The organism is Chryseobacterium sp. AC405b, from assembly GCF_979258685.1.
Map to the genome: position 1 here is coordinate 668905 of NZ_OZ409877.1, position 24685 is coordinate 693589.

Annotated in this window: 17 protein-coding genes, 2 tRNA genes and 2 rRNA genes; 2 read left to right on the plus strand and 19 right to left on the minus strand. The window is 36.8% G+C overall.

Annotated elements, in window-relative coordinates; all coding sequences use genetic code 11:
* Positions 1 to 47: 47 nt before the first annotated feature.
* The 19 genes from ACZZZA_RS03235 to ACZZZA_RS03325 all read right to left on the minus strand — a co-directional run bounded on the left by ACZZZA_RS03235 (position 48) and on the right by ACZZZA_RS03325 (position 22887).
* A 23S ribosomal RNA gene (locus ACZZZA_RS03235) occupies positions 48 to 2809 on the minus strand.
* 203 nt (positions 2810 to 3012) lie between these two features.
* Positions 3013 to 3086: transfer RNA gene (locus ACZZZA_RS03240), tRNA-Ala, on the minus strand.
* A gap of 89 nt (positions 3087 to 3175) precedes the next feature.
* Positions 3176 to 3249: transfer RNA gene (locus tag ACZZZA_RS03245), tRNA-Ile, on the minus strand.
* 219 nt (positions 3250 to 3468) lie between these two features.
* Positions 3469 to 4984, minus strand: a 16S ribosomal RNA gene (locus ACZZZA_RS03250).
* Together the 16S and 23S rRNA genes with 2 tRNA genes alongside form the textbook arrangement of a ribosomal RNA operon.
* 910 nt (positions 4985 to 5894) lie before the next feature.
* Complete coding sequence (locus ACZZZA_RS03255) at positions 5895 to 6572, minus strand: hypothetical protein (protein ID WP_463429777.1); 678 nt, start codon at positions 6570 to 6572, stop codon at positions 5895 to 5897.
* A gap of 7 nt (positions 6573 to 6579) precedes the next feature.
* A complete protein-coding gene (gene rfbD / locus ACZZZA_RS03260) occupies positions 6580 to 7440 on the minus strand; it encodes a dTDP-4-dehydrorhamnose reductase (RefSeq protein WP_463429778.1) in 861 nt (286 codons plus the stop codon).
* Positions 7441 to 7443: 3 nt separating this feature from the next.
* Entirely contained in the window at positions 7444 to 7929 is a 486-nt protein-coding gene (locus tag ACZZZA_RS03265) for an acyl-CoA thioesterase (protein WP_463429779.1), read from the minus strand.
* A 68-nt stretch (positions 7930 to 7997) separates the two neighbouring features.
* The gene (locus ACZZZA_RS03270) at positions 7998 to 8501 is read right to left on the minus strand and encodes an OmpH/Skp family outer membrane protein (protein ID WP_463429780.1); all 504 of its coding nucleotides are present in this window, start codon (positions 8499 to 8501) and stop codon (positions 7998 to 8000) included.
* A gap of 72 nt (positions 8502 to 8573) precedes the next feature.
* The gene (locus tag ACZZZA_RS03275) at positions 8574 to 9125 is read right to left on the minus strand and encodes an OmpH/Skp family outer membrane protein (protein WP_463429781.1); all 552 of its coding nucleotides are present in this window, start codon (positions 9123 to 9125) and stop codon (positions 8574 to 8576) included.
* 5 nt (positions 9126 to 9130) lie between these two features.
* A complete protein-coding gene (gene bamA, locus ACZZZA_RS03280; protein ID WP_463429782.1) occupies positions 9131 to 11671 on the minus strand; it encodes an outer membrane protein assembly factor BamA in 2541 nt (846 codons plus the stop codon).
* A gap of 27 nt (positions 11672 to 11698) precedes the next feature.
* Positions 11699 to 12448 (minus strand): polyprenyl diphosphate synthase, encoded by a 750-nt coding sequence (gene uppS / locus ACZZZA_RS03285; protein ID WP_463429783.1) that lies wholly within the window; start codon positions 12446 to 12448, stop codon positions 11699 to 11701.
* Between the two features lie 6 nt (positions 12449 to 12454).
* The gene (gene porG, locus ACZZZA_RS03290) at positions 12455 to 13348 is read right to left on the minus strand and encodes a type IX secretion system protein PorG (protein ID WP_463429784.1); all 894 of its coding nucleotides are present in this window, start codon (positions 13346 to 13348) and stop codon (positions 12455 to 12457) included.
* A gap of 214 nt (positions 13349 to 13562) precedes the next feature.
* Positions 13563 to 16058, minus strand: coding sequence for an exopolysaccharide transport family protein (locus ACZZZA_RS03295; RefSeq protein ID WP_463429785.1), 2496 nt, complete (start codon positions 16056 to 16058; stop codon positions 13563 to 13565).
* Between the two features lie 2 nt (positions 16059 to 16060).
* Entirely contained in the window at positions 16061 to 16900 is an 840-nt protein-coding gene (locus tag ACZZZA_RS03300; RefSeq protein ID WP_463429786.1) for a polysaccharide biosynthesis/export family protein, read from the minus strand.
* Positions 16901 to 16932: 32 nt separating this feature from the next.
* Positions 16933 to 18066, minus strand: a complete 1134-nt coding sequence (locus ACZZZA_RS03305) for a glycosyltransferase family 4 protein (protein WP_463429787.1) — start codon at positions 18064 to 18066, stop codon at positions 16933 to 16935.
* 103 nt (positions 18067 to 18169) lie between these two features.
* Positions 18170 to 19171: a glycosyltransferase family 2 protein gene (locus tag ACZZZA_RS03310; RefSeq protein ID WP_463433728.1), complete on the minus strand. Its 1002-nt coding sequence runs from the start codon at positions 19169 to 19171 to the stop codon at positions 18170 to 18172.
* A gap of 5 nt (positions 19172 to 19176) precedes the next feature.
* Positions 19177 to 20247, minus strand: coding sequence for a formimidoylglutamase (locus ACZZZA_RS03315; protein WP_463429788.1), 1071 nt, complete (start codon positions 20245 to 20247; stop codon positions 19177 to 19179).
* A 122-nt stretch (positions 20248 to 20369) separates the two neighbouring features.
* Positions 20370 to 21464, minus strand: coding sequence for a glycoside hydrolase family protein (locus ACZZZA_RS03320; RefSeq protein WP_463429789.1), 1095 nt, complete (start codon positions 21462 to 21464; stop codon positions 20370 to 20372).
* A 253-nt stretch (positions 21465 to 21717) separates the two neighbouring features.
* Positions 21718 to 22887: an alpha/beta hydrolase fold domain-containing protein gene (locus tag ACZZZA_RS03325; protein WP_463429790.1), complete on the minus strand. Its 1170-nt coding sequence runs from the start codon at positions 22885 to 22887 to the stop codon at positions 21718 to 21720.
* A gap of 183 nt (positions 22888 to 23070) precedes the next feature.
* On the opposite strand from ACZZZA_RS03325, the gene ACZZZA_RS03330 reads away from it, so the two are divergent.
* Together ACZZZA_RS03330 and ACZZZA_RS03335 are read left to right on the plus strand one after the other, a co-directional pair.
* Complete coding sequence (locus ACZZZA_RS03330; protein ID WP_463429791.1) at positions 23071 to 23598, plus strand: hypothetical protein; 528 nt, start codon at positions 23071 to 23073, stop codon at positions 23596 to 23598.
* Positions 23599 to 23715: 117 nt separating this feature from the next.
* Positions 23716 to 24633 carry an alpha/beta hydrolase family protein gene (locus tag ACZZZA_RS03335; RefSeq protein WP_463429792.1) on the plus strand — a complete coding sequence of 306 codons (918 nt, stop codon included), beginning with the start codon at positions 23716 to 23718 and terminating at the stop codon, positions 24631 to 24633.
* The last annotated feature ends 52 nt before the right edge of the window (positions 24634 to 24685 follow it).

Sequence of the window (24685 nt, forward strand, 5' to 3'; positions counted from 1 at the left end):
ATTCACAAAGAGAGAACCTTGATTGCGCAATTAAGCGATGCCAATTAGGCTATAAATCTACGGGTAATTAGTACTACTCGGCTATGCTGTTACCAACTTTACACCTGTAGCCTATCAACGTCGTCATCTCCAACGACCCTTAAAAGATGTCTCATCTTGAGGCGAGTTTCGCACTTATATGCTTTCAGTGCTTATCTCTTCCAAACGTAGCTACTCAGCGGTGCTCCTGGCGGAACAACTGATACACCAGAGGTTTGTTCAATTCGGTCCTCTCGTACTAGAATCAAGCCCTCTCAAACATCTAACGCCCGCAATAGATAGAGACCGAACTGTCTCACGACGTTCTGAACCCAGCTCGCGTGCCACTTTAATGGGCGAACAGCCCAACCCTTGGGACCTTCTCCAGCCCCAGGATGTGACGAGCCGACATCGAGGTGCCGAACCTCCCCGTCGATGTGAGCTCTTGGGGGAGACTAGCCTGTTATCCCCGGAGTACCTTTTATCCTATGAGCGATGGCCCTTCCATACGGAACCACCGGATCACTATGTCCTGCTTTCGCACCTGATCGACTTGTAGGTCTCACAGTCAAGCACCCTTATGCCATTACACTCTACGCACGGTTACCAAGCGTGCTGAGGGTACCTTTGAAAGCCTCCGTTACTCTTTTGGAGGCGACCACCCCAGTCAAACTACCCACCACGCAATGTCCTTCTAAAAGAAGTTAGGCTCCAAGTAAGTAAAGGGTGGTATTTCAACGTTGACTCCACAAACACTAGCGTGCCTGCTTCAAAGTCTCCCACCTATCCTACACATTACTTACTCAAAGTCAATACGAAGTTATAGTAAAGGTTCACAGGGTCTTTTCGTCCCATTGCGGGTACTCGGCATCTTCACCGAGACTACAATTTCACAGAGCTCATGGTTGAGACAGTGCCCAGATCGTTACACCATTCGTGCAGGTCGGAACTTACCCGACAAGGAATTTCGCTACCTTAGGACCGTTATAGTTACGGCCGCCGTTTACTGGGGCTTCAGTCAAACGCTTCGCATTGCTGCTAACGCCCTTCCTTAACCTTCCAGCACCGGGCAGGTGTCAGACCCTATACAGCATCTTTCGATTTAGCAGAGTCCTGTGTTTTTGATAAACAGTCGCCTGGGCCTCTTCACTGCGGCCAACATTGCTGTTGGCGTCTCTTCTTCCGAAGTTACGAGACTATTTTGCCTAGTTCCTTAACCATGATTCACTCTAGCACCTTAGGATTCTCTCCTCGACTACCTGTGTCGGTTTTGGTACGGGTTGCTTCACTTCGGCTTTTCTTGGAAGCACTTTCCTTACAGCAACTTCGCCCGAAGGCTAGGTCTTGACTATTCCGTCAGTCTCCAGTAAGTACGGCACTCCGTCCCCTTTTTAGTGTGAGCAAGTATGGGAATATTAACCCATTGTCCATCCACTACCCCTTTCGGGTTCGCGTTAGGTCCCGACTAACCCTCAGCTGATTAGCATGGCTGAGGAAACCTTAGTCTTTCGGTGAGCGGGTTTCTCGCCCGCTTTATCGTTACTTATGCCTACATTTTCTTTTCTGTACGCTCCACAATAGCTCACGCTACTGCTTCTGTGCAAACAGAATGCTCCCCTACCAGATACAACCCGAGGTTGTAAATCCATAGCTTCGGTACTCTATTTATGCCCGATTATTATCCATGCCGGACCGCTCGACTAGTGAGCTGTTACGCACTCTTTAAATGAATGGCTGCTTCCAAGCCAACATCCTAGCTGTCAATGCAGTCCAACCGCGTTGCTTCAACTTAATAGAGATTTGGGGACCTTAGCTGTTGGTCTGGGTTCTTTCCCTCTCGGACACGGACCTTAGCACCCGCGCCCTCACTGCCGTGGAACATTTATTAGCATTCGGAGTTTGTCAGGAATTGGTAGGATTTGACTCCCCCGCATCCAATCAGTAGCTCTACCTCTAATAAACTTATACACGACGCTGCACCTAAATGCATTTCGGGGAGTACGAGCTATCTCCCAGTTTGATTGGCCTTTCACCCCTACCCACAGGTCATCCGAAGACTTTTCAACGTCAACCGGTTCGGCTCTTCCACTTTGTGTTACCAAAGCTTCAACCTGCCCATGGGTAGATCACAAGGTTTCGCGTCTAATCCTACTAACTATACGCCCTATTCAGACTCGCTTTCGCTCCGGCTCCGGACCTGAAGTCCTTAACCTCGCTAGTAAAATTAACTCGTAGGCTCATTATGCAAAAGGCACGCCGTCACCCAACTTGTGGGCTCCGACCGCTTGTAGGCGTACGGTTTCAGGTTCTATTTCACCCTTCTATTCGAAGTGCTTTTCACCTTTCCTTCACAGTACTTGTTCACTATCGGTCTTTCAGGAGTATTTAGCCTTGGAGGATCTGCCCCCCCATATTCAGACAGGATTTCACGTGTCCCGCCCTACTCATTTATCATCTATGTATGCCTTTCAAATACGGGGCTATCACCCTCTATGGCTGTTCTTTCCAGAACATTCTTTTAAACATATAAAGACTTTTGGGCTAATCCGCGTTCGCTCGCCACTACTTACGGAATCTCTTCGATTTCTTTTCCTCCGGGTACTTAGATGTTTCAGTTCTCCGGGTTTGCTCTCCTTGCGGAGTGACTGGTCTTCAACCAGACGGGTTGCCCCATTCGGACATCTGCGGATCAATTCGTGTGTGCCGATCCCCGCAGCTTTTCGCAGCTTACCGCGTCCTTCTTCGCCTCTGAAAGCCTAGGCATCCGCCATACGCCCTTAACGATTTCTTTCCTAATTATTAATTAGTTCAGTATTTTTGTCTAATATTGCTATTAAACTATTTTGTAAACTCAAACGCTTAATTGCGCTCGGTTTTCTCTTTGTGATATTTTTACCGTTAATGTCAATGATCTTAATTCTTTCTGCTCGTCTGATAAATGGATATTTGTTTTGGCTCTATCCATCTTACTTTTAAATCAAACTCACAAAACTGTGGAGAATAAGGGAGTCGAACCCTTGACCTCCTGCGTGCAAGGCAGGCGCTCTAGCCAGCTGAGCTAATTCCCCCTCTAGTAGACTTCAGATGTCAGATTACAGACTCTAGACCTAAATGTCTCACGTCTCATATCTGATGTCTTCCCGTCTTTTACAATTAGTAGTCTCGGGCAGGCTCGAACTGCCGACCTCTACATTATCAGTGTAGCGCTCTAACCAGCTGAGCTACGAGACTTTGTTTAGATGTTAGATTTTAGACACTAGATGTTGGACTAATCTCTAACTTCTAATTTTCTAACCTCTATTTTCTAAATCTCTCCCTCTGATACTAATTTCTAGTGGGTTTTGTATTTTTATAATATAAGCAACCGAGTAAAAAACTAAAACGTCTTCTTTAAGTAAGTACATGATACATTTAAGTATCTTTTTTTGTTTATCGTCTAATGACGCTCTAAAATGAGATGTTCCAGCCGCACCTTCCGGTACGGCTACCTTGTTACGACTTAGCCCTAGTTACCTGTTTTACCCTAGGCAGCTCCTGTTACGGTCACCGACTTCAGGTACCCCAGACTTCCATGGCTTGACGGGCGGTGTGTACAAGGCCCGGGAACGTATTCACCGCGCCATGGCTGATGCGCGATTACTAGCGATTCCAGCTTCATAGAGTCGAGTTGCAGACTCCAATCCGAACTGAGACCGGCTTTCGAGATTTGCATCACATCGCTGTGTAGCTGCCCTCTGTACCGGCCATTGTATTACGTGTGTGGCCCAAGGCGTAAGGGCCGTGATGATTTGACGTCATCCCCACCTTCCTCTCTACTTGCGTAGGCAGTCTCACTAGAGTCCTCAACTTAATGCTAGCAACTAGTGACAGGGGTTGCGCTCGTTGCAGGACTTAACCTAACACCTCACGGCACGAGCTGACGACAACCATGCAGCACCTTGAAAATTGTCCGAAGAAAAGTCTATTTCTAAACCTGTCAATTCCCATTTAAGCCTTGGTAAGGTTCCTCGCGTATCATCGAATTAAACCACATAATCCACCGCTTGTGCGGGCCCCGTCAATTCCTTTGAGTTTCAATCTTGCGATCGTACTCCCCAGGTGGCTAACTTATCACTTTCGCTTAGTCTCTGAATCCGAAAACCCAAAAACGAGTTAGCATCGTTTACGGCGTGGACTACCAGGGTATCTAATCCTGTTCGCTCCCCACGCTTTCGTCCATCAGCGTCAGTTAAGACATGGTAACCTGCCTTCGCAATTGGTGTTCTAAGTAATATCTATGCATTTCACCGCTACACTACTTATTCCAGCTACCTCTACCTTACTCAAGACCCGCAGTATCAATGGCAGTTTCATAGTTAAGCTATGAGATTTCACCACTGACTTACGAGTCCGCCTACGGACCCTTTAAACCCAATAAATCCGGATAACGCTTGCACCCTCCGTATTACCGCGGCTGCTGGCACGGAGTTAGCCGGTGCTTATTCATACTGTACCTTCAGCTACTTACACGTAAGTAGGTTTATCCCAGTATAAAAGAAGTTTACAACCCATAGGGCCTTAGTCCTTCACGCGGGATGGCTGGATCAGGCTCTCACCCATTGTCCAATATTCCTCACTGCTGCCTCCCGTAGGAGTCTGGTCCGTGTCTCAGTACCAGTGTGGGGGATCACCCTCTCAGGCCCCCTAAAGATCATGGACTTGGTGAGCCGTTACCTCACCAACTATCTAATCTTGCGCGTGCCCATCTCTATCCACCGGAGTTTTCAATATCAACTGATGCCAGTTAATATATTATGGGGTATTAATCTTCCTTTCGAAAGGCTATCCCCCAGATAAAGGCAGGTTGCACACGTGTTCCGCACCCGTGCGCCGCTCTCAAAGTCCCGAAGGACTTCTACCGCTCGGCTTGCATGTGTTAGGCCTCCCGCTAGCGTTCATCCTGAGCCAGGATCAAACTCTCCATTGTATGTTTGTCTGACTCACTCAAAGTTATTGACGCTTTAGTCTTTTCCTTACTTGGTTGTTATATCTATGTTTCAATGATCTCTTCTCTTACGCTTCCTCAGCTACCCTTTTCTGTCGTTGGGCGTTGCCGTATTTGCGTGTGCAAAAGTAATAATTTATTTTGTCCTGACCAAATGTTTTTTGAAGAAATTTTAAAGTTTTTTAAGTAACCCTAAACACCCTCTTTCTAAACATCCAATCTACTACTCCTGCGCTCCCCGTATTGGGATTGCAAAGATACAAATCTTTTTCAACCTCACAAATTTTTATCGCTAAAAATTTATTAATAATTAAAAAGTTTTTCTCTCTTCTAAAGTAATATAAACTACTGCCCTAAAGCTCTCCTGCGCTACTGATATACTCTCGTTTTCAGTGGGGCAAAGATAGAAACTTTAACCCATCCAACCAAAAGAAGTTAACATAATGTTGATCTTTAATTCATATTTAAACCTAAAATACTGAAAATGTGAGAGAAAAATTTTTAAGAACAAGGGCGTGTGATGCGGTCGTTATATGGAGCGTAGGAGAAACGAGGCGTGGGACTTGGATCGGTTGAAGAAAATATAAAAGTAAATGGAACTGTTTTTTTAAAAGCTATCTGGGATTGATGAGTTAAAAGGCTTTAAAAAGGGTTTTTGGAGAAGGCGGAATCAACATCGGAGAGAAACCTTATATATTATTATAGTATAGGGTTGTGATTATTCTTAATCCGTCCTAAAGGAGCTTATATTTCATTATAAAAATTATACTAAAAAATTTTTAGCTCCTAAAGAAACTAAATATGAAGGATATGGAAGTAGATAATAAATACTTGTTTATAACAAAAAACACCTCCGGAAATTGGGAGGTATGATATTAGCATTTTTATGATCTTATTTTTTTTCCTGATAAATGACTGACAGGAATTCAGCATATGATTTTTCTATACCGATAATATCACCCGATTTTAAATGAAGGGTACCATCATTTTGACTGCTGTTTCCTAAACGAGCCGATAAAATCTGATAATACTGATCTGAATTTTTTGTGTTCTTCTTGATTTTTATGGTAGAACCTAAAAGTTTCTTGGTTGAAATGGTGTAAATCTCTCCTGTTATTAAAGGTACTTTGATATAAGTGCGAGGTGAAAGAATGTAATCTTTCCTGTTGATACTGATCTTCTGATCTTTTTGGGAAGAAGCAAATAAATATAAGTTACCACTTTCTTCCAAAAATCTTTCTGATGGAACGTAATATAGCTGAAGTTTATAATTTGAAGCATTGAATTCTTTTGTATTTCCATCAATACTTTCAATCGGTTTTAAAGAATATGAGTTAGCTCCGATTTCTTTTGCTTTTTTATAAACTTGTGAAAAAACATATTCGTCGTCATTAGAAAAACCCTGAACATCAATCTCACCGAGATATTGTGCATCTTCTATTTGCTTCTCTATATGATAAAGAAATTTGTCTGTGTTGTCGTTTGTTTTTTCAACTTTAGTAAGATATACATTTTGTGCAACGACCGTTTGTATAAAAAAAACTAAAACTGCAATGGTAAGATTTTTCATACTTAGATTATTTTGACAAAATTCGCACACATTCTTCAAGGCTATTTTCCCAATGCTTTGGTTCAATTTTATAGATTTCTTCAATTTTATCCAAACACATTGTACTTCTTTTCGGTCTTGCTGCCGGAGTTGGGAATTGCTCAGTCGTTAAAGAATTTAATTTTACTGATGATTGTGAAAATTGTGCGATTTTTTTCGCAAATTCAAACCAGGTTGTTTCGGGATAATTTGAAAAATGGAAAATTCCGAAAGTTTTGTTCGGGTTTTCGATGATTTCCATGATGGCTTCTGCTAAATCGTTTGCATTGGTTGGCTGACCAAATTGATCACCTACAATACCAAGTTCATCTTTTTGAGAAAACAGATTCAGCATTGTTTTCACAAAATTTTTGTTAAACTCTGAATACAACCATGATGTTCTTAAAATGATAGTTTGATGATTTGCTTCTAAAGCCAACTCTTCTCCTGTTCTTTTCGATTCACCATATACTCCGATTGGATTGGTGAAATCATCTTCTGAATAATCCAGATTGGTTTCGCCATCAAAAACATAATCTGTAGATATGTGAATGAAAACAGTCTGATTTTCTGAACAGGCTTTTGCCAAATTTTCTACTCCATAAGCATTCACTGCGAAAGCTTTTTCTTTTTCCTGCTCGGCAAGATCTACGGCAGTGTATGCTGAAGCATTGATACAGAATTCTGGTTTGTGCTCAGAAAAAAAGTTTTGAATCTGATCTTCTTGAGTGATATCAAGAGTTTTAGAGTCTGTAATGATAAATTCATAATCTAATTCAAAATCCGGAGCGATTTTTCTGATGCAGTTTCCTAACTGACCATTGCTTCCAATTACTACTATTTTCTTCATTCTTTATGAATTTTTTGCATTTTGTGATCTTAAAAATTTGACTCTTGGCTGGAAATCTTTCTGTTCTAAATTTACAAAGAATTTGTGGAAAGTATCTTTTATATCTTCAGGATGAACTTCAGATTTTCTGGTTTTAATATTAAAATAAATGACGGTCACCCACAAAACGGCATGAACGGTTTTCTCGTCAAGACTTTTCATTAAAATTTCAACTTTAGCAGTTCTATCCTGTATCTCTATGGTTTTGCTGCTGATGACAACTTGCGTATTGTATCTTACTTCCTTTAAATATGCAATTTCGTTTTGAATAGCAATCCACGTACAACCGGTTTTCTTGGTATATTCTTCATAAGTGAAACCATAAAACTCCTCCACGTGATCTTCCCTTGCATTAAACATGTAATCCAGATATTTTACATTATTTAAATGTCCGATAGGATCACAATCGCTGAATCTTATTTTTACCGTTGTTGATACTTCTTTTTCCATAGCGCAAAAATAAAGAAACCACCTCTAATAGAAGTGGTAGTTTTTAAAAATCTTAGTTAATATCTCTATTAATTCTGACCTAATTCTTTTTTTACAGCTGCAGTAGCATCCGGACCAGCTTTGTATACTAATCCTGTAGAGTTGGCATCCATGATATAATCATAACCGTTTGCTTTCGCTACTTTAGTTACAACATCCATCAATTTTTTCTCGATTGGTTCGAAAAGTAAATCCTGCTTAGCAGTAGCATCTTTTCTCATTTTGTCTTCCATCTGAGCCATTTCTTCCTGAAGTTTTTGCATTTCTTCACCTCTTGCTTTGTTCTCAGCTTCAGTTTTTGTAGGAGCTTCTTTTGTATAAAGAGCATACTTTGCTTGTGCAGCATCAGCTTTTTTCTTTATCTCAGCTTGCTTCGCATTAACGAAGGTCGTCAAATCTGCATCAGCTTTTTTCTTTTCTGGCATTGCATTAAGAATACCTGCGACATCCAGAGTAGCCATTTTTTGAGCTTTTGCCATACCTACAGATACAAACATCATCGCTGCTGCAAATAATACACTTAATTTTTTCATAACGGGGTAATAAATAATTAATTTGTTTTTAGATTTAATTTTGGCGTAAAAGTTAATTCCTGAGAATATATTTTACTGTTTTTTGTTTGATTTTGTGTCTTTTTCTTCAGTTCCTTTAAGCAATATTGCCAATACTTTATCGGTATAATCATATCTCTTCTGAAGGAAAATCACATTGACGTCATTACTTTTATCAAAAATAATGCCTAGACCATTTTTTTCTGCCATTGCCTTGATAGCCGTCCAGATCTGATCCTGGAAAGGCTCTACCAAGTTTGCTCGCAGCTGGCTGATCTCACCAGTCTTTCCGAATCTTAAACTTGTAGTGGTTTTGATATTTTTATCCAAATCCATTACTTCCTTTTCTCTTAGCTTTAACTGATCACCCACTAGCAAAACTTTTTCGTTTTCGAAGGCTGATCTTTTCTTGTCAAATTCAGCCTGTAAAGTCTGAAGCTCTTGTTCCCAAGTGTCTATCTGAGAATTGAGTCTAGCTTCTGCTTCTTTATACTGAGGCATCATATCCAAAATATAATTTGTATCAACAACACCTATCTTCTGTGCATTCCCAAAACTGAAAAGCAAAAGTGCTAAAGCTGTGAAAAGTATTTTAAAATTCTTCATTTTTATTATAATGATTGATTCATTAAGAAGTGAGTCTTCGTACCTGACGGTTCTGTTCCTAATATAGTTTTATCGAAACCGTAAGCAAAATCAAATCCAATCAAACCAAATGCACCCATGTAAACCCTTACACCCACACCAACTGATCTTTTTAGCTGGAAAGGATTGTACTTGCTCCAAGAGTTCCAAACGTTACCACCTTCAGCAAAAGTCAATGCATAAATTTTGGCCGTTTGATTTAATGAAATCGGATATCTTAATTCTAACGTAAATCTGTTGTAAATAGTACCTCCTCCTCTTTGAGTGATGTCATCTAATTCTCCTCCATATGTAGAAGCATTTTCGTAACCTCTCAAAGGAATCAATTCTCTACCATCGAATCTACCTCCAAAAAGACCGGTACCACCTACATAGAATCTTTCGAATGGCGGAGCACCAAGTTCTTTGTTGTACCCATCCATGAAGCCCATTTCAGCAGAAGATCTTAAAACCAATTTTCCTACGACTTCGTTGTAAACATCAGCCTTGAATTTGATTTTGTAGAATTCCATCCACTTGTATTTATCCGTAGGAGACATTGTAGAATAATCTTTATTACTAAACAATGAATATGGCGGAGTAAATTTACCTGACAACTCAATATTTGAACCGACAGTCGGGAAAATAGGATCAATACCCGCAGAGTTTCTACTTAAACCGATATTTAAACTTAAGTTATTGGCATTTCCGTACAATTCAGTGGTGTCACCAAATTCGAAAGGATAATTGCTAAAGTTATATTTCTGAAACTGAATTCCTGTATACAATGAGAAATAATCATCCGGCCACTTTAAGAGTCTGTTTAAACCAACAGTTGCCGAGAAAATATTTAATCTCTGATCCGGGCCAGAAACCTGACTATAATTTACTCTTGAATTATTTAAACTTACAGAAAGTGCAGTTGGTTTTGTTCCGAATAACCATGGCTCAACGAATGAAACACCATAGTTTTGGAAGTACTGTCCTGCCTGTGCAGTGATCGATAATGTTTGTCCGTCACCTTGAGGAACCGGTCTGAAATCTTTAAATTTCAGGAAATTTCTCAGAGAGAAGTTATTAAACGTCAATCCTAAAGTTCCGATGAAGCTATTACCACCGTAACCTGCCTGCAACTGAACCTGAGAAGATCCTTTTTCAACCAATTTCCAGCCAATATCAACTGTATTGTCCTGTTGATTAGGCTGAATATCCTGACCGATCTGTTGAGGATCGAAGAAAGACATCCCTGCTAAATCAAAATATGTTCTCTTGATTTCTGTTTTCTTGAACAGCTCTCCAGGTTTGGTTCTCAGCGCTCTTAAAATAACGTGGTCATGGGTTGTTGTATTCCCTTCCCAAGTTACTCTGTTCCAAGTTGCTTGTTCACCTTCATTAATTCTGATTTCCAGATTGATATTATCTCCTGAAACAGATTTTTCTACCGGAGTTACGTTTGAGAAAAGGTAACCGTTATTCATGTAAATCGACTTGATGTCAGAATCATCTTCTTTACCACCGTCTTCACCTACTTTTTTATTGAATCCTACAGCATCGTAGATATCTCCTTTTTTGTATCCTAAGATTCTCTGAAGATATTCTGTAGAATAAACCGTATTTCCTGTAAAAGTAATATCACCAATATAGTATTTTTTACCTTCGCTGAGTTTTACGTTGATCTCGTAGTTATTTTTTTTATTTCTCCAAACCGAATCAGAAACAATCTGTGCGTCTCTGTATCCTAGAGAGTTGTAGTAACTGATAAGACTTTGTTTGTCTTCCTGATATTTTTCTTCAATAAATTTTGAAGATTTCAAAATACCACCGATACCAAACCTTTTCTGTTTGGTTTCTTTGAAAGCTTTTTTACGAAGTTTAGCATCAGTAACACTTTCGTTACCTTCAAACTCGATGTGGCTGATTTTTACTTTTTTCCCTTTTTCTACATTAATCGTCCAGTCTACAAGATTAGGATCACCTGCGTTTACCTTATCTTCGATCGTGATTTTAGCATCTGCAAAACCTTTTTTCACATATTCCTTCGGAATATTTGTTTTCAGGCTTGATACTAGATTCTGGGTAATCTTTGTGCCGGGTTTCAGGTTATTATCTTTGGCTAATTTTTCATTTTTAGATTTACCAATCCCTTTTCCGGTGAATTTCACTTCACCAAGGTCTTTTAAATCTTCAAGATAAAATTTCAAAACTACTGTTTTGCCTTCAATACTTTGTATATACACCTCTACTTCCGAAAAAGACTGGGTATCCCAAAGTTTTTTGATGGCATTACTGATTTTTTGCCCCGGAATATCTACATCTTCTCCTTTTGTAAGGCCTGTAAATCTTAAAATCTGTGCCGGTGTATATTTCTTTACCCCATCAACAACAATGTCTTTCAGAGTGTAAGTTCCTGTTTGATTTTCCGCAAGAACAGAGGCAGTGTTTACCTTTGTGCTGTCTTGTGGTGTCACCTGTCCATAAAAATGTGCAGAAGCAGCAAACATAATGATGGGTAATAGTCTAAACTTCATTTTATCGTAATCTTTCTTTTCTAAAATTTACTGGATTTGAATTTGTTCGCCTGTAAGGCCATATCTTCTTTCCTTGTTCTGATAATCTACAATACACTGGAAGAAAATATCTTTGGTGAAATCTGGCCACAAAATATTGAGAAACTGCAATTCTGCGTATGCTATCTGCCAAAGCAGAAAATTGCTGACTCTTATTTCGCCACTGGTTCTGATCAACAAATCCACAGGTGGAAAATCTTTTGTATAAAGATAATTTTCAAATAATTTTTCATCAATATTTTCAATATCAACTTTTCCTTCTTTTACGTCGGAACTGATATTTTTTACAGCGTTCAGGATTTCGTTTTGCGAACCGTAACTAATCGCCAAAACCAAGTTTCCTTTTGTGTTTTCTTTGGTTAAATCTACCACCTTTAAAAGCTGTTCTTTTACCATGGGTGGCAGTTTTTCTAAATTCCCAATCACATGCATTCTTAGTCCTTTGCTGAAAATCTCTTCTGCTTCCAGAAGCAATGTTTCGGTAAGCAAAGACATTAGGGTATTTACCTCATCAGTAGGACGCTTCCAGTTTTCTGAGGAAAATGTATAGAGTGTGAGATAAGGGATATTAATCTCATTACAAGCGTTAATAGCATTTCTTACAGCATTGATGGCATTTTTATGACCAAATGTTCTTTCTTCACCACGAGATTTAGCCCATCTTCCATTACCATCCATAATAATGGCTACGTGTTGCGGTAAACTCTCGGTATCTATTTTTTCTTTAATCAACGACATAATTAATTAATCACAATAACATGGTGGTCTTCCGAAAGAATAGGTCAATCCTAAACTAAAGGTATTCATCCAATCTCTTGATTCTGTATCTCCTACATTTCTAGCACCTAAGAAAGCAGTCTCTCTTTCTTTTGAAACGATAAAATAGTCTCCTGTCTGCAAAAGTGATCCTCCTGTTGCAGGGCTTAAAATATCTGCATTATAGTTTGATATCAAATCTTTACTAAGTATTTTGCTGTGGTCTAACTGATCCGTAAGCGTATATCTGAATGTAGCTTCTGCAAAAATCGCCCAACCATGATTGAATTTATATTTCACACCTACTCCAAATGGAATTTGTGCAACGGTTTTTCTTCCCATTGTATATTCTGTAGTAGTTACAAAATCCAGCTCATCAATTGGTGCCTGTGCCACTCCGTCAGCATTTCTTCTGAAATCATGATTTAATGTTGCTTTTGGCGCATCAAACATAAGCCCACCGAAACCTGCAAAAATATATGGACTCGCCATGCTGAGTTGCTCATTATTCACAGGGAAGAAATTATATTCGAACACAATACTTGCCTCATATACATTATTTTTTCCGAATGAATTTCTGTTTCTTCTATATTCCTCTTTAGCAGCTTTATCACTAAACTGCACCTGATTGTAACCTAAATCTAATCTTACAGTCTGATGAGGATTAAAATTAAATCTATATAACAAACCACCATAAAAAGGAAATCCCCATTCTGAAGCTCTATCCAAATCCAATGGCTGCTGTAAAATGTAATTGGTTTTTCCTATATCACCTACTAAATTACTCATCCCAAGACGAATTCCCAATTCATTTCTTTGTGCCTTCATACTTACCATTGTACCTAAGAGGGTAAGGAAGCTAAACAATAATTTTTTATTCATAGAAGAATATGGATTTATGGTTATTTTAAAAATTAATTTTTGCAAATATAAAACATTTTTATATTAATGATAACCTTAATGTTTCGTTAAAAATAAACAAAAAAACATAATTTGTTATAAAGTAAACGACAAAGTGGCAAAATTATTCTTTTTTTATCAGATTCAATTTCTTTGAGAACGATAACCCTCATGATATGAGGGCTAAAAATCTTATTTATTTTCTATTCTTATATGACTGTAAAAAATTGCGGATCCTAATAAGTACAGGCTCTTTGTAATTCTTGTCTTCATCAAAATATCCATAACCGTAACCATAACCATAGCCATAACCGTAACCGTAACCGTATCCCTGTTTTACTATATAATCATTGTAAATAAAACCTAAATGCTTAATTTCATCATTATGGTATTTCTCTGTAATCATTTTCAGCATATACTTTTCTGTATATTCGTGACGAACTACATATAAATTGGCGTCAGAATACTTCATCAGATCATAAGAATCTGCTACCAAACCTACCGGGGGAGAATCTATTATAATAAAGTCATATCTCATTTTCAGCTCATCAATAAGCTTGACGTTTCTCTCACTCATCAAAAGCTCAGAAGGATTTGGCGGGATATGACCAGAAGTGGCTACATCAAGATTTGGAATCCTGGTTTTATTGATAATCTCGTCAACAGTAACTTCTCCTGTAAGATAATTTGAGATACCATTTTTGTTGTCAATATCAAAATCACCAAAGATTTTTGGCTTTCTGAGATCCATACCCAACAAAATTGTCTTCTTGTCACTTAATCCCAAAACTGACGCTAAATTGATTGAAATATAGGTTTTACCTTCACCTCCAACAGAAGATGTAACCAAAATCACTTTACTTTTGCCGTCTTCACTTGCCAAAAACCTCATATTGGCTCTTATACCACGGAAAGCTTCTGAAACTGAAGATTTAGGATGATCTAAAACCGTAAGCATATTATCATTGCTATTATTGCCTATTACTCCTAATAATGGAATTTTGGTGGCACTCACAAGTTCTTTAATGTTTCGTATTTTACTGTCTAAAAGACCTCCTATCAAAATAATCAGGAATGGTAAAGCAAGAAAACCACCTATGATTGCCATTTTAGTTCCTTTTACATTGGGTGCTATTGGTCTCTGACCGAGATTTTTGGCAGGATCAATAACCGTCATATCCGATTGATTGGTAGCAAGTTTCATTTGGCTTTCGTTCTGTCTGCTGAGTAAACTGTTGTACGTTGCCTCAATCATATTATGCCCTCTCTCTGCATCCAAATATTTTCTCTGCTTTTCCGGATAGGTTAATAAATCTAAGTTGGCATTATTCACCTGCTGATCTATTTTACTAAGCTGCTCGGTGTAAACATTATAAACATTTCTCAAAGATCCGGAAGAATTTTGTTTTGCCTCACTGATCAATCTGTTGACTTCCTTTATCGGTTCAGAATTTGGAGTATAAATTGTTGAAAGTTCTCTTTTCTTAAGATATAAAGCCTTTAATTCTGATACAGATGCTGAAAATAATCCGTCGTCAAATCCTGCTGCAGAAGGACTGATCATCCTATCAAAATTCTGAGTTTCTACGGAATTTCTAATATTGCTTAAAGATGACATTTTACTTAGAATATCCGCTTTCTTAGCTTCTAAATCTTTAATAAGCTGTAAAGACTTTTCGTCCCTATTATTGATATCATAAAGTTTTTCAGAGGTTTTGAGATAATTAAGAACCGTACCACTGGAATCTAATTTTTTTCTGATACTGGATAAACTTTTTTTAAGATAAAGTTCTGTATTCTGGTCAACTCTAATTTTATCATTAAATCTTTTTTTCTGTAATTCTGCTACAGATTTATTTAAAAAATTTACTGTACCATTAAGATTATAACCTGTCTTACTAATAATCATAATGGTATTGATTTCCTTATCAAAGTCTACCCCTACAGTGCTAACAATTCCGTTTACAGCATCATTTACAGTTGTAAGATTAACAATGATATTGTCTAAATTAAGTTTTTTACCAACCGGATTAGGTCGTAATCTAAACCTCAAATTAGGAGATGTATACCATTCATTTACCTTTATCGTTTTGTTGGCAGGTCTGGCGAAACTGTTGATATTTTGAAAACCCTCTATCTCATAAGAATACAAATTGGTAGACTCTCCGTCTTCCGGCAATATTACTTCATAAGAATTATCCCCTTTTGGTATGAAGGTGATTGGATAATTGACCTGTTGCAGATGTTTTCTGTCTATTTCTAAATAAACCGGAGAATCATCTTTATCTAAATATGTTGCTTTAAAAACGCCTTTGGTCTGATAATTTATAAAAAGATTCAATCCTTTTACCAAAAACTCGTTATGAGATCTTGATAACAACATTTTCTTTAAATATACACCGTCTTGATTGCCACCCTGCCCCCAAATGAAATTGATGGATTGGCTTGGAGTAAAATAGCTCGCTGTACTATTTGATATACTGAGTGAAAGATTGGATGAATAAATGTTTTGAGCATAATATCTTCCGTAGAACCAGGAAACACCATAACCGATTAAAAATACAAATACAAACCAATACCAGTTTTTTACTATTTTTCTTAAAAAATGTTCTACATCGAATAGGCCAAAAGAACCTAATTTTTCTTTCTGCGACGCATTTTTATCTATTTTGCCATCTTTTTCTGGAATCATAATTATAGGTTTTTAAGAAGCAGATAAATTGATAATGCTGTCGTAATTACAGAAACTCCACTTATAATGGTTTGTACAGGATCTTTCCCAAAACCATTCAAGCTTCGCCTTTGTGTTGTAAGAAGAATCTCGTCACCATTTTGCACATAGTAATACGGAGAATTCATTACATCTTCTCTTGTAAGATCTATCTTAGCTACCTTTATTCCTTCTGGTAATTTTCTGTGAATTACAATATTCTTACGGTCTATTGTTCTATTTAATCCACCATTAATAGAAATTGCTTCAGTGAGTGTAAGTGTATTTTTATGAGCTTTTTTCTCACCAGTAAGACCTGTTGTTTCGATATCACCGAGAATATAGTAAGTAATACCATCAATATTGAGTCTTACTTCAGATTTTCCCTCCTGAAAGTTTTCATTTACTTTTTCCTGTATTTCCTGGCTTATGTCTTCAATGGTTCTTCCTTCTGCTTTTATGTATCCGATTCCAAAAATATTGACATCTCCTTTAGAATCTACTTTTAAACCTTTAAAATAGACCAATGCATTTCCGCCTGTTCCGCTTCCGCCTGTTACCCCTACATTAGCAGTTCCAACAGATCCTGAAGCATTAAGAGAGGAATAGAACTGTGCTGCATCACCCTTCGGTGTAGTCACAATATCTAATGTTAACATATCATTTTTTGTAATCCTGTATACCGGAATATTATAAGGGATAAGTCCCTCTTCATTAATGACAAGACTTTCGCTGGGCTGCATATATTTTACATCCTTCGTAGTGATGCAAGACGTCAAAAGAATAGGTAAAATGAAAAATGGGAGATACTTGTAGATTTTCATCGTTATTGAATGTATTTTGTAAAAATATAAATTTAACTATTATTTTTTATGTTATTATTATTTCTCATCCTGTAAAAAATGTCTGGCAAATAGGCTCCAATGAAACCCAATATTAAAACAATTACCAATAAAAAATTGACATTATAATGCCTTAGCAAATACGCGATTAAAACAATAAAAAGATAATATGTAATAATATAAAAACTTGATCTTCTGTGCGTTAAATTCAGCTTTAAAAGTTTATGATGTATATGGTTTTTATCTGCTTCAAAAGGGGATTTTTTGTTCCAAAGCCTGACAATAATAACATTGAGTGTATCAACAATCGGTAAAATCAAAATAGCGACAGCAATTACAGGGGCAGATTTTAAATGATAGCGAGGAATATTAGGAAGCTTTCTATCAATGAAAATATCAATGAAACAGATGCATGTAAAAGCAAGCAGAAAACCCAGCAACATAGAACCGGTATCTCCCATAAATATTTTCGTTACTCTGTAATTAGACAAATTATAATATAAAAAAGCTAAAACAGAGCCTATAGTTACTGCCGAAAGAATTACCAGGGGGTAATTATATTCTCCTAAACGATAATAACTGATTCCGAAAAGTGCGCTGCATATCAAAGAATATCCACCCGCCAAACCATCTATGCCGTCTATAAGGTTAAATGCATTAATCAGTATGATAAAAGTGATGATGGTGAATATGACGCTAATGTAATAATTGATTTCAAAAATTCCGCAGATGCCAAACAAATTTCTGATCCTGATGTCTGAACCTATCACAATAAATGATGAAACTACAACCTGAGCTACAAGTTTTTTATATGCTCTCATCACTACAATGTCATCCATCACCCCTACATATAGCAAAACAATCAACGAAGCAAAGAGAAATTTATACAGATCAAAAAGTTCGTAAGCAAACACCGAACTACAGATACCTATGGAGTAAAAAATAGCAATCCCACCCAAATTAGGAATTTTTCGCAGGTGCGAACTTCTCACGCTAGGCTCATCCATCAAATTTTTTCTTCTGGAAATTTTGATGATTGTGGGTATCGAAAAAAATGTGATTAAAAAAGAAAACAAAAAACCAAGACCTATTTTCACATAAAAAATAGAAATTCCGGAGTTATATAAGAACAATTCAAAATTCTTCATTTTTTTTCCTATTTAAGTCTTTATGGGCTTAGTTGGCCAAAAGATCTTAATGATTTATTTGCCCTTAGATAACTATCCTCAAGACAAACCTCTTCATTTGTGTTTAAATTATTTTTCTTATCAGTTTTTGCTGTCCGGCAAAAAAAAGAAGATAAAATATTGTTTTTTTCAGGGGCAAAGATAAAATATAATTCTTATCAAAACGACTGTAAATCAATATATCTTTAAAATTAATATTTTTTTCTTGTAAAAAAACCTTGAGATCCTGTGACATTTTGTAGAAAATATCATCATTTTTAACGAATGCCAAATATGCTAAAAATGTGTAAACACCCTCCAAAATCTGAAAGTTTTTCAGTTCTTTCAACTTCGAAGAATATTGAGAGCTTTTAAAATAAACCTCAACATCTTCTACGGCTTTCAGGATATCAAGACCCTTTTCGGTATGAGTTTTTGAGATAGAATCTGTACGTTCTAAATACTGATAATGAAAATTTTGAGTTTGGGCAAGAGTTTTACAATCCAATAAAAGTTGCGGTATGAGCTGAATGTCTTCAAAATGTACACCTTTTTTAAATCTTTTCTGAGCAAAAAGTTCTCTTTTAAATAATTTATTACATGCAAAATAACTGATATCCGAAAAAACCGAAAAATTGCTTTCCAGGTCTATTTTCTCCTGCATATTGGGAATTTGTGTCAGTTTTTGCTTTACTTTTCCAGATTCATCAACTTTTTGGATGTTGCAGATTACCATTTCCGCCTCATGCTTTTCCGCCAGATTCAGCATTTCCTCAAACATCATTTCTTTTACAAAATCATCGCTGTCGACAAATCCTAAATAATCTCCGGTCGCCTGATCGATTCCAAAATTTCTGGCATCGCTTAAACCACCGTTTTCTTTTGTAAAAGCTTTGATCTTATCCGGAAATTTTTGAGCATAATCCTGAACAATTCTTTCTGAATCATCTCTGCTTCCGTCATTTACCACCAAAATTTCAATATTCTGATAGGTTTGATTCACCAAAGAGTCGAGACATTTGGCTAAATAATTTTCAACATTATAAACCGGAACGATGATAGAAATTTTTGAGGGAACATTTTTCATCATGTTTAGCTTTTTGTAAATCTTGCACTCAGCCAGCCTTTTTTAGCTTCATCAAAATCTTTTCTCGAACACGGAATACAATTTTCAATATTTTCATCATCTCCAAAATACCAAAGATTGCTGAATGTGTCACGCTTAAAAGCATATTGTCGGTCTTCGATCAAAACATAAAACATTTCGTATTGCCTTTCTTTCGGGTGCGATTGCTGGATGTTGATTCCTTCAATCAGATACCATATCATTTGAGCCAGAAGCTGATGGTTCAGCAGATTTTCAGAATAAATATTATAATTAAAAATCCCGACAGATTTAAGATTTTCACTCAAACCGATTTCTTTCATATAGGCACAGATTTCTCTTCTGTTTAAACCATTCACTTGAGGATTGACCGAAAAAGCATCACTGAAACTTTCAATCGCATCGCAGTTTACTGTGACCAAATCTGCTTTTCTGAAAAAGGGTTCTGTTTTTTCGGTAGAGTTCATCATTTCTGCTAAACGAATGATGTCAAACTCTACCTCTTTAATCAGTTTCACAGAATCTGCTTCATTCAGGTGTTTCTGATACCCTAAATGATGATAATTTTTGATAGAGAAATTTTTTGAACCTAAAATTTTGCTTAAAAAAGTATGTTCGTTTATTTCTTCTTCATTTTTCAGCGAAATAACGTTGCTAATTTGGGTGTAATTGATATTTTTCTGATGAAAATTTAATCCGGAAAACAGAGAAAACGCAAAATCATTCGAGCCTCCAATAATCACCGGAATAGCCCTCTTAGAATGACATTCTGACAAAACTTCCTGCAAAATATAATGAGAATCCTGTATCGATTTCCCTGATACCAAATCTCCCAGATCAACCACCGGAATTTCAAAATCAAGCTTTGAAAGTTTATAAAATTCTTTCCTGATTGCTGTAAAATCCTGTACTTCTGCATCCCCGTTTGCACCTCTGTAATCTGAAACGAAAAGCAAAACAATACTATCTTCTTTTATTTCCTTGGTGATCTGATGGCCAATCTGCCAGTTTTCTGTCCTGAAATTTCTTGGGGAAATGATAAAATCTTCAAAATTCATGTAATCTTACTTATAATGTTCAAAAATATTAAAATTAAATGAGTATGCAGAGTTTAGAATAAGATTGTCATCAACTTTGTCAAAGTTTTGAATATTAACAAAGTTCTACAGTATTATAATTATTAATATTTATCCTTTAAAATCTCAAAAACAAAAGCCGTAGAAGTTTCAAACTTCCCTCCCTGCGTTGCTCCGAATAAAAACTGAGGTCTTTTTCCATCCTTACTCATCAGAATCATCGGACGCTCCAGTCTTCCAAATCTTTTTAAATGTTTCGGAGGATTTGGTTCCTTAATATAATGCTGCATATTGAGATAGGCAATTTCTGGTTTTGTCCACTTGATGCCGTCTTTTGTCGTTAAATGCAAACCGTATTCATGATTATAAAATCCCATGTCACGGGCAATCATGTGAAATTTTCCTCCTTTTTTCCAGATAAAAGCGTCTTCTAACTGAGCATTATTGGGCAACGATGAAAAATCAATCACAGGATTTTCAGAAACCTTTTTATAAGGTTCCATCGGAGAATCTGCTTTTGCCAATCCGTATTTCCGGTTACCTCGCACTGCGCCTTTTTGCGTTTCGTATTCTTCGGTGTTCCAGGATTTGTAAAACAGCCAGTATTTTCCGTCGTTTCCTTTCACAAAAGCAGGATTTGTGGTACAATGATCGTCCCACGCACCTTTTTCTCCGGGAAGAAGTAAAGGTTTTTCAGGTCTTATCCAATCTCCATTTAAACTTTTTGAAGTTGCCAATCCTATTCTTTTGGTATTGGTTTTTCCGTTGGAATTTCCCATGAAGAATAAATAATATTGATCTTCCACTTTTTTGATCAAAGGATTATGACAGGTTGTTGCATCCCAAAATTCGCCACCTCTTGGCGCAAGAATAACCTGTTTGTGTTGAAATTCTTCAAACGGCGAATTGGCTTCTGCCCGACAGATTTCAGAACCGTTGAGCCAACCTCCCATTCCTTTTTCTTTTTTCCATCGGGAATAAAAGAGATGCACTTTTCCGTCTTCCCCCCAAATCGGAGACGAGCACCAAATATAATAACCCTCCAGTTCTAAAGATCTTCCTATCGGTTTTAAATTAAAATAAGGTCTGTCTGAAAAATCAAAAGCACGAGTAAATGATGAACCGAAGAATACCGCTGCGATTCCCAAAGCTGAAGTTTGTAGAAATTCTTTGCGGGTGATGTTATCTGACTTGCTCATTGATTCTCATTTATAGCTAAATTAGTCGTTACCTATAGATTGAGTATCCTGCGCTTTAGGGTTTGTTTTTTATTATATATTGCTTTCCTAATGCTTATTTTAACGCAAAGTTCACAAATATTCTTTAACTACTAACTGTTCTTAAGTTCGCAAAGGCGTTTGACTAAGTCGAATCTTCGATTTCACTTAACGAAGAAAACAAAGTTTTTCAAATATAAATGATTATTGATAAACAGATTAAGTTTTATCGAACTCAAAATGTAAACTCTTGCATTACTTTTTCATCTGTGTCACAGAATAGAAAAATCGTTCTACTGAATACATTGATAATTGTCCCGCAGTGACCATTTAGATTATATTCGAAACCATGAGTTCCCCACGGTATCGTCAGCAGATAATTTTTTACATGGTGCTTATCCAGTTCTTTTTTCATCATTCCACTTTGAATATGCCAAACATGGGCATCAAGGCACCCATGAGCAAGCAATGTAGGGGTTGTCTTAGAATTGATATGAAATAACGGTGATTCTGCGTAATATCTTTCCGGAACTTCTTCCGGTGTGCCGCCTAAAAAATCCCGTTGCACTTCTCTTGAATCCATGATTAAAGGATTGTCGGGATTTTTATAACTCCACGGCATGTTGATCGCTCCATAAAAAGCCGCAACGCCTTTTACACCGCTTTCGTTTCCGGTATATGCCATCGTCAAAACAATTGATGCACCTGCTGATCTTCCCATAAGGACAATATTCGTAGTATCTATTTTCAATTCTTTAGCATGTTGGCGAATCCATTTAAATGCAGAATGCAAATCTTCCTGTTGAGCCGGACTTGGAAATTTAGGGGCCAATCTATAATTGATAGTTGCTACCTGATATCCTGCATTGGCAAAATAATTGTTGGCGGCGGCAATTTCACTATTATCACCGCGTTTCCAGGAACCGCCATGAACAACGATGAGACACGGACGAACACCGGGAATTGCAGAAGGGGTAAAATTTAAAGTAAGATCAACACCGGCAGGTTTCGCAAAATGATATGTTTTGAATGGAATATCTTTTGCGCCATTTCCTGTAAACATTTGGAGAAAACTATACGGTTTTTCCTGATGAAATCCCTTCATATCATAATCTTTCACTCCGAATGAATTTTCAAGGTCTGCAGCCAAATGACTTCCAATATTGTATGCTCGTATGATGGGTGATGTGAGTATCACAAAAGTTATTATACTGATAATAATTGATACTGTTCTCAGTTTTTTAGAATACAAGCTCCAGATTAATAAAGACAGAGAAATCAACATGAAAACCCAAGGAAATTCAGGTACTGCAATACCAACATACCATGTGCTTTGACTTGGGACAGGAAAAAAATTAACAAGAGAAAGAATAAAAAGGATGAGAATGAGAATGAGACGAAACATAGTTATGATTTAAAACAACATACGATTTAATTGTATGATTAGATTCTAATAGGAAAAGAATGATTGACGAGAATGTTTGGGTGATAGGAAAATGATTATATTTGGTTGAATAATGATATGAAATAAAGCTTCGGAATCTTTCTTATTTTGATGCAAACTAATATAAATTTAAAACCAGATTATATGAAAGAAATAGAAGCAAAATTCAATGAATTATTAAGGTTAAAATTTAATTTAAATACTTCAAATAATTTTAATAATGATCAGATTCAATCAATGAATGATGAATACCAAAACTTAAAAAATTATTTTTTGAATTTAGAAATTTCCAATGATGATTTAGAAAAAAAGCATAATTTATTATTTAGTATTATTACAAGTCTAAAAGAATCTGTAGGAGAATTATTCAGAGTATACCCTAATAAATATTTAAGCAAAAGTCAAAATTTAGGAAATGGCAATGAACTATTTAAAAGGTTTTGTCGTGAAATCCAAAATATAATTATTCTCAAGCCTTATGGACATTCTTTATTTATAGATTTAGCAGTCACTGATAATCAAAATGATTCAGTTTCTTATGACGAAATGATTAATTTCTTGAATTCAGAATTAATAATACTGAACAATTATGAGTTTGAAAATTACTATTCGTTCATTGTTTATTATAGCGAACTTGAAAATAGAATTTTACGTTGTTTTCTTTTAGTTTAATTTTATTAAAATAAAATTCTGATATTACTCATTTCTTAATCTGTGGCAATACTCTCGTAAATGAAAATGTACTTAATCAATCACAAGATTTACTACGAAATAACCGAAAATGAAACTATGAATCAATTGACTATTTTTAAAAATATCCTAAGATCAAAACAATTTTGCAGGAATTTTCTTTTGATACTATTTCTCTTTAGTACTATTAATCAAGCGTTCGCAATTCCGCCAGGCTTCACTACAAAGAATATAAAATTCCTGAGCCAAGGCGACTCGCTTGCTGGAACCATTTATAAGCCTGACCAAATTTCTGCGGCGGTTGTTATCATTCATGGATCGGGACAGGAAAAAAGGATGACAGAATTTGCGACAATGCTTGCTGAAAATGGGATTGCTGTTTTCACTTATGACAAACGGGGTGTCGGAGAATCGGCCGGAATCTATGCCGAACCGGAAGTAGGAACCAATAATGTGGATGCCGCCAATCTTAACCTTCTCTCTCTGGATGCGAGTGCTGCAGTGGATGTCTTATCCAAATCCTTATCAAACAAGAAAATCCCAATAGGACTTACAGGTGGAAGCCAGGCAGGATGGATCATTCCGCTGACGGCAGAGAAAAACAAGAAAGTCCAATTTATGACTATATTCAGTGGAGCATTGATAACGGTGAAAGAGCAGCTTAGGTTTCAGTTTTACACCAACGGAAACTCAAAATTTTGGGATACTCACACAGAAGAAGATGCCCGCAAACATACCATGACCGACCCCGACAAATACGAATTTATTGACACAGATCCAATGGACGTTCTGTCAAAATTATCAATTCCAGGATTGTGGATCTTTGGAGGCAAGGATATTCAAGTTCCTGTGAATTTATCTACTGAATATCTCAACACCTTAAAGTCAAAAGGAAAGCGCTATAAGTATCAATTATTCCCGGATTTAGGGCATAATACAGCATTTTCTAATGATCAAAAGCCTATGAAGGATGCTATTGAATGGATGAAAAATGTGAAAACATTGAAGGCTCAATAACATCTCGTCCTTGATCATTTGAGCGGTGTACAACCTCTAATAAATGACAAAA

Coding starts and splice junctions, on each gene's coding strand:
- ACZZZA_RS03255 (WP_463429777.1), bottom strand. CDS start 6,572: ATGAAAAATCTTACCATTGCAGTTTTAGTTTTTTTTATACAAACGGTC.
- ACZZZA_RS03335 (WP_463429792.1), top strand. CDS start 23,716: ATGAATCAATTGACTATTTTTAAAAATATCCTAAGATCAAAACAATTT.
- ACZZZA_RS03320 (WP_463429789.1), bottom strand. CDS start 21,464: ATGAGCAAGTCAGATAACATCACCCGCAAAGAATTTCTACAAACTTCA.
- ACZZZA_RS03305 (WP_463429787.1), bottom strand. CDS start 18,066: ATGAAGAATTTTGAATTGTTCTTATATAACTCCGGAATTTCTATTTTT.
- bamA (WP_463429782.1), bottom strand. CDS start 11,671: ATGAAGTTTAGACTATTACCCATCATTATGTTTGCTGCTTCTGCACAT.
- ACZZZA_RS03330 (WP_463429791.1), top strand. CDS start 23,071: ATGAAAGAAATAGAAGCAAAATTCAATGAATTATTAAGGTTAAAATTT.
- ACZZZA_RS03265 (WP_463429779.1), bottom strand. CDS start 7,929: ATGGAAAAAGAAGTATCAACAACGGTAAAAATAAGATTCAGCGATTGT.
- ACZZZA_RS03300 (WP_463429786.1), bottom strand. CDS start 16,900: ATGAAAATCTACAAGTATCTCCCATTTTTCATTTTACCTATTCTTTTG.
- ACZZZA_RS03310 (WP_463433728.1), bottom strand. CDS start 19,171: ATGAAAAATGTTCCCTCAAAAATTTCTATCATCGTTCCGGTTTATAAT.
- porG (WP_463429784.1), bottom strand. CDS start 13,348: ATGAATAAAAAATTATTGTTTAGCTTCCTTACCCTCTTAGGTACAATG.
- rfbD (WP_463429778.1), bottom strand. CDS start 7,440: ATGAAGAAAATAGTAGTAATTGGAAGCAATGGTCAGTTAGGAAACTGC.
- ACZZZA_RS03275 (WP_463429781.1), bottom strand. CDS start 9,125: ATGAAGAATTTTAAAATACTTTTCACAGCTTTAGCACTTTTGCTTTTC.
- uppS (WP_463429783.1), bottom strand. CDS start 12,448: ATGTCGTTGATTAAAGAAAAAATAGATACCGAGAGTTTACCGCAACAC.
- ACZZZA_RS03325 (WP_463429790.1), bottom strand. CDS start 22,887: ATGTTTCGTCTCATTCTCATTCTCATCCTTTTTATTCTTTCTCTTGTT.
- ACZZZA_RS03295 (WP_463429785.1), bottom strand. CDS start 16,058: ATGATTCCAGAAAAAGATGGCAAAATAGATAAAAATGCGTCGCAGAAA.
- ACZZZA_RS03315 (WP_463429788.1), bottom strand. CDS start 20,247: ATGAATTTTGAAGATTTTATCATTTCCCCAAGAAATTTCAGGACAGAA.
- ACZZZA_RS03270 (WP_463429780.1), bottom strand. CDS start 8,501: ATGAAAAAATTAAGTGTATTATTTGCAGCAGCGATGATGTTTGTATCT.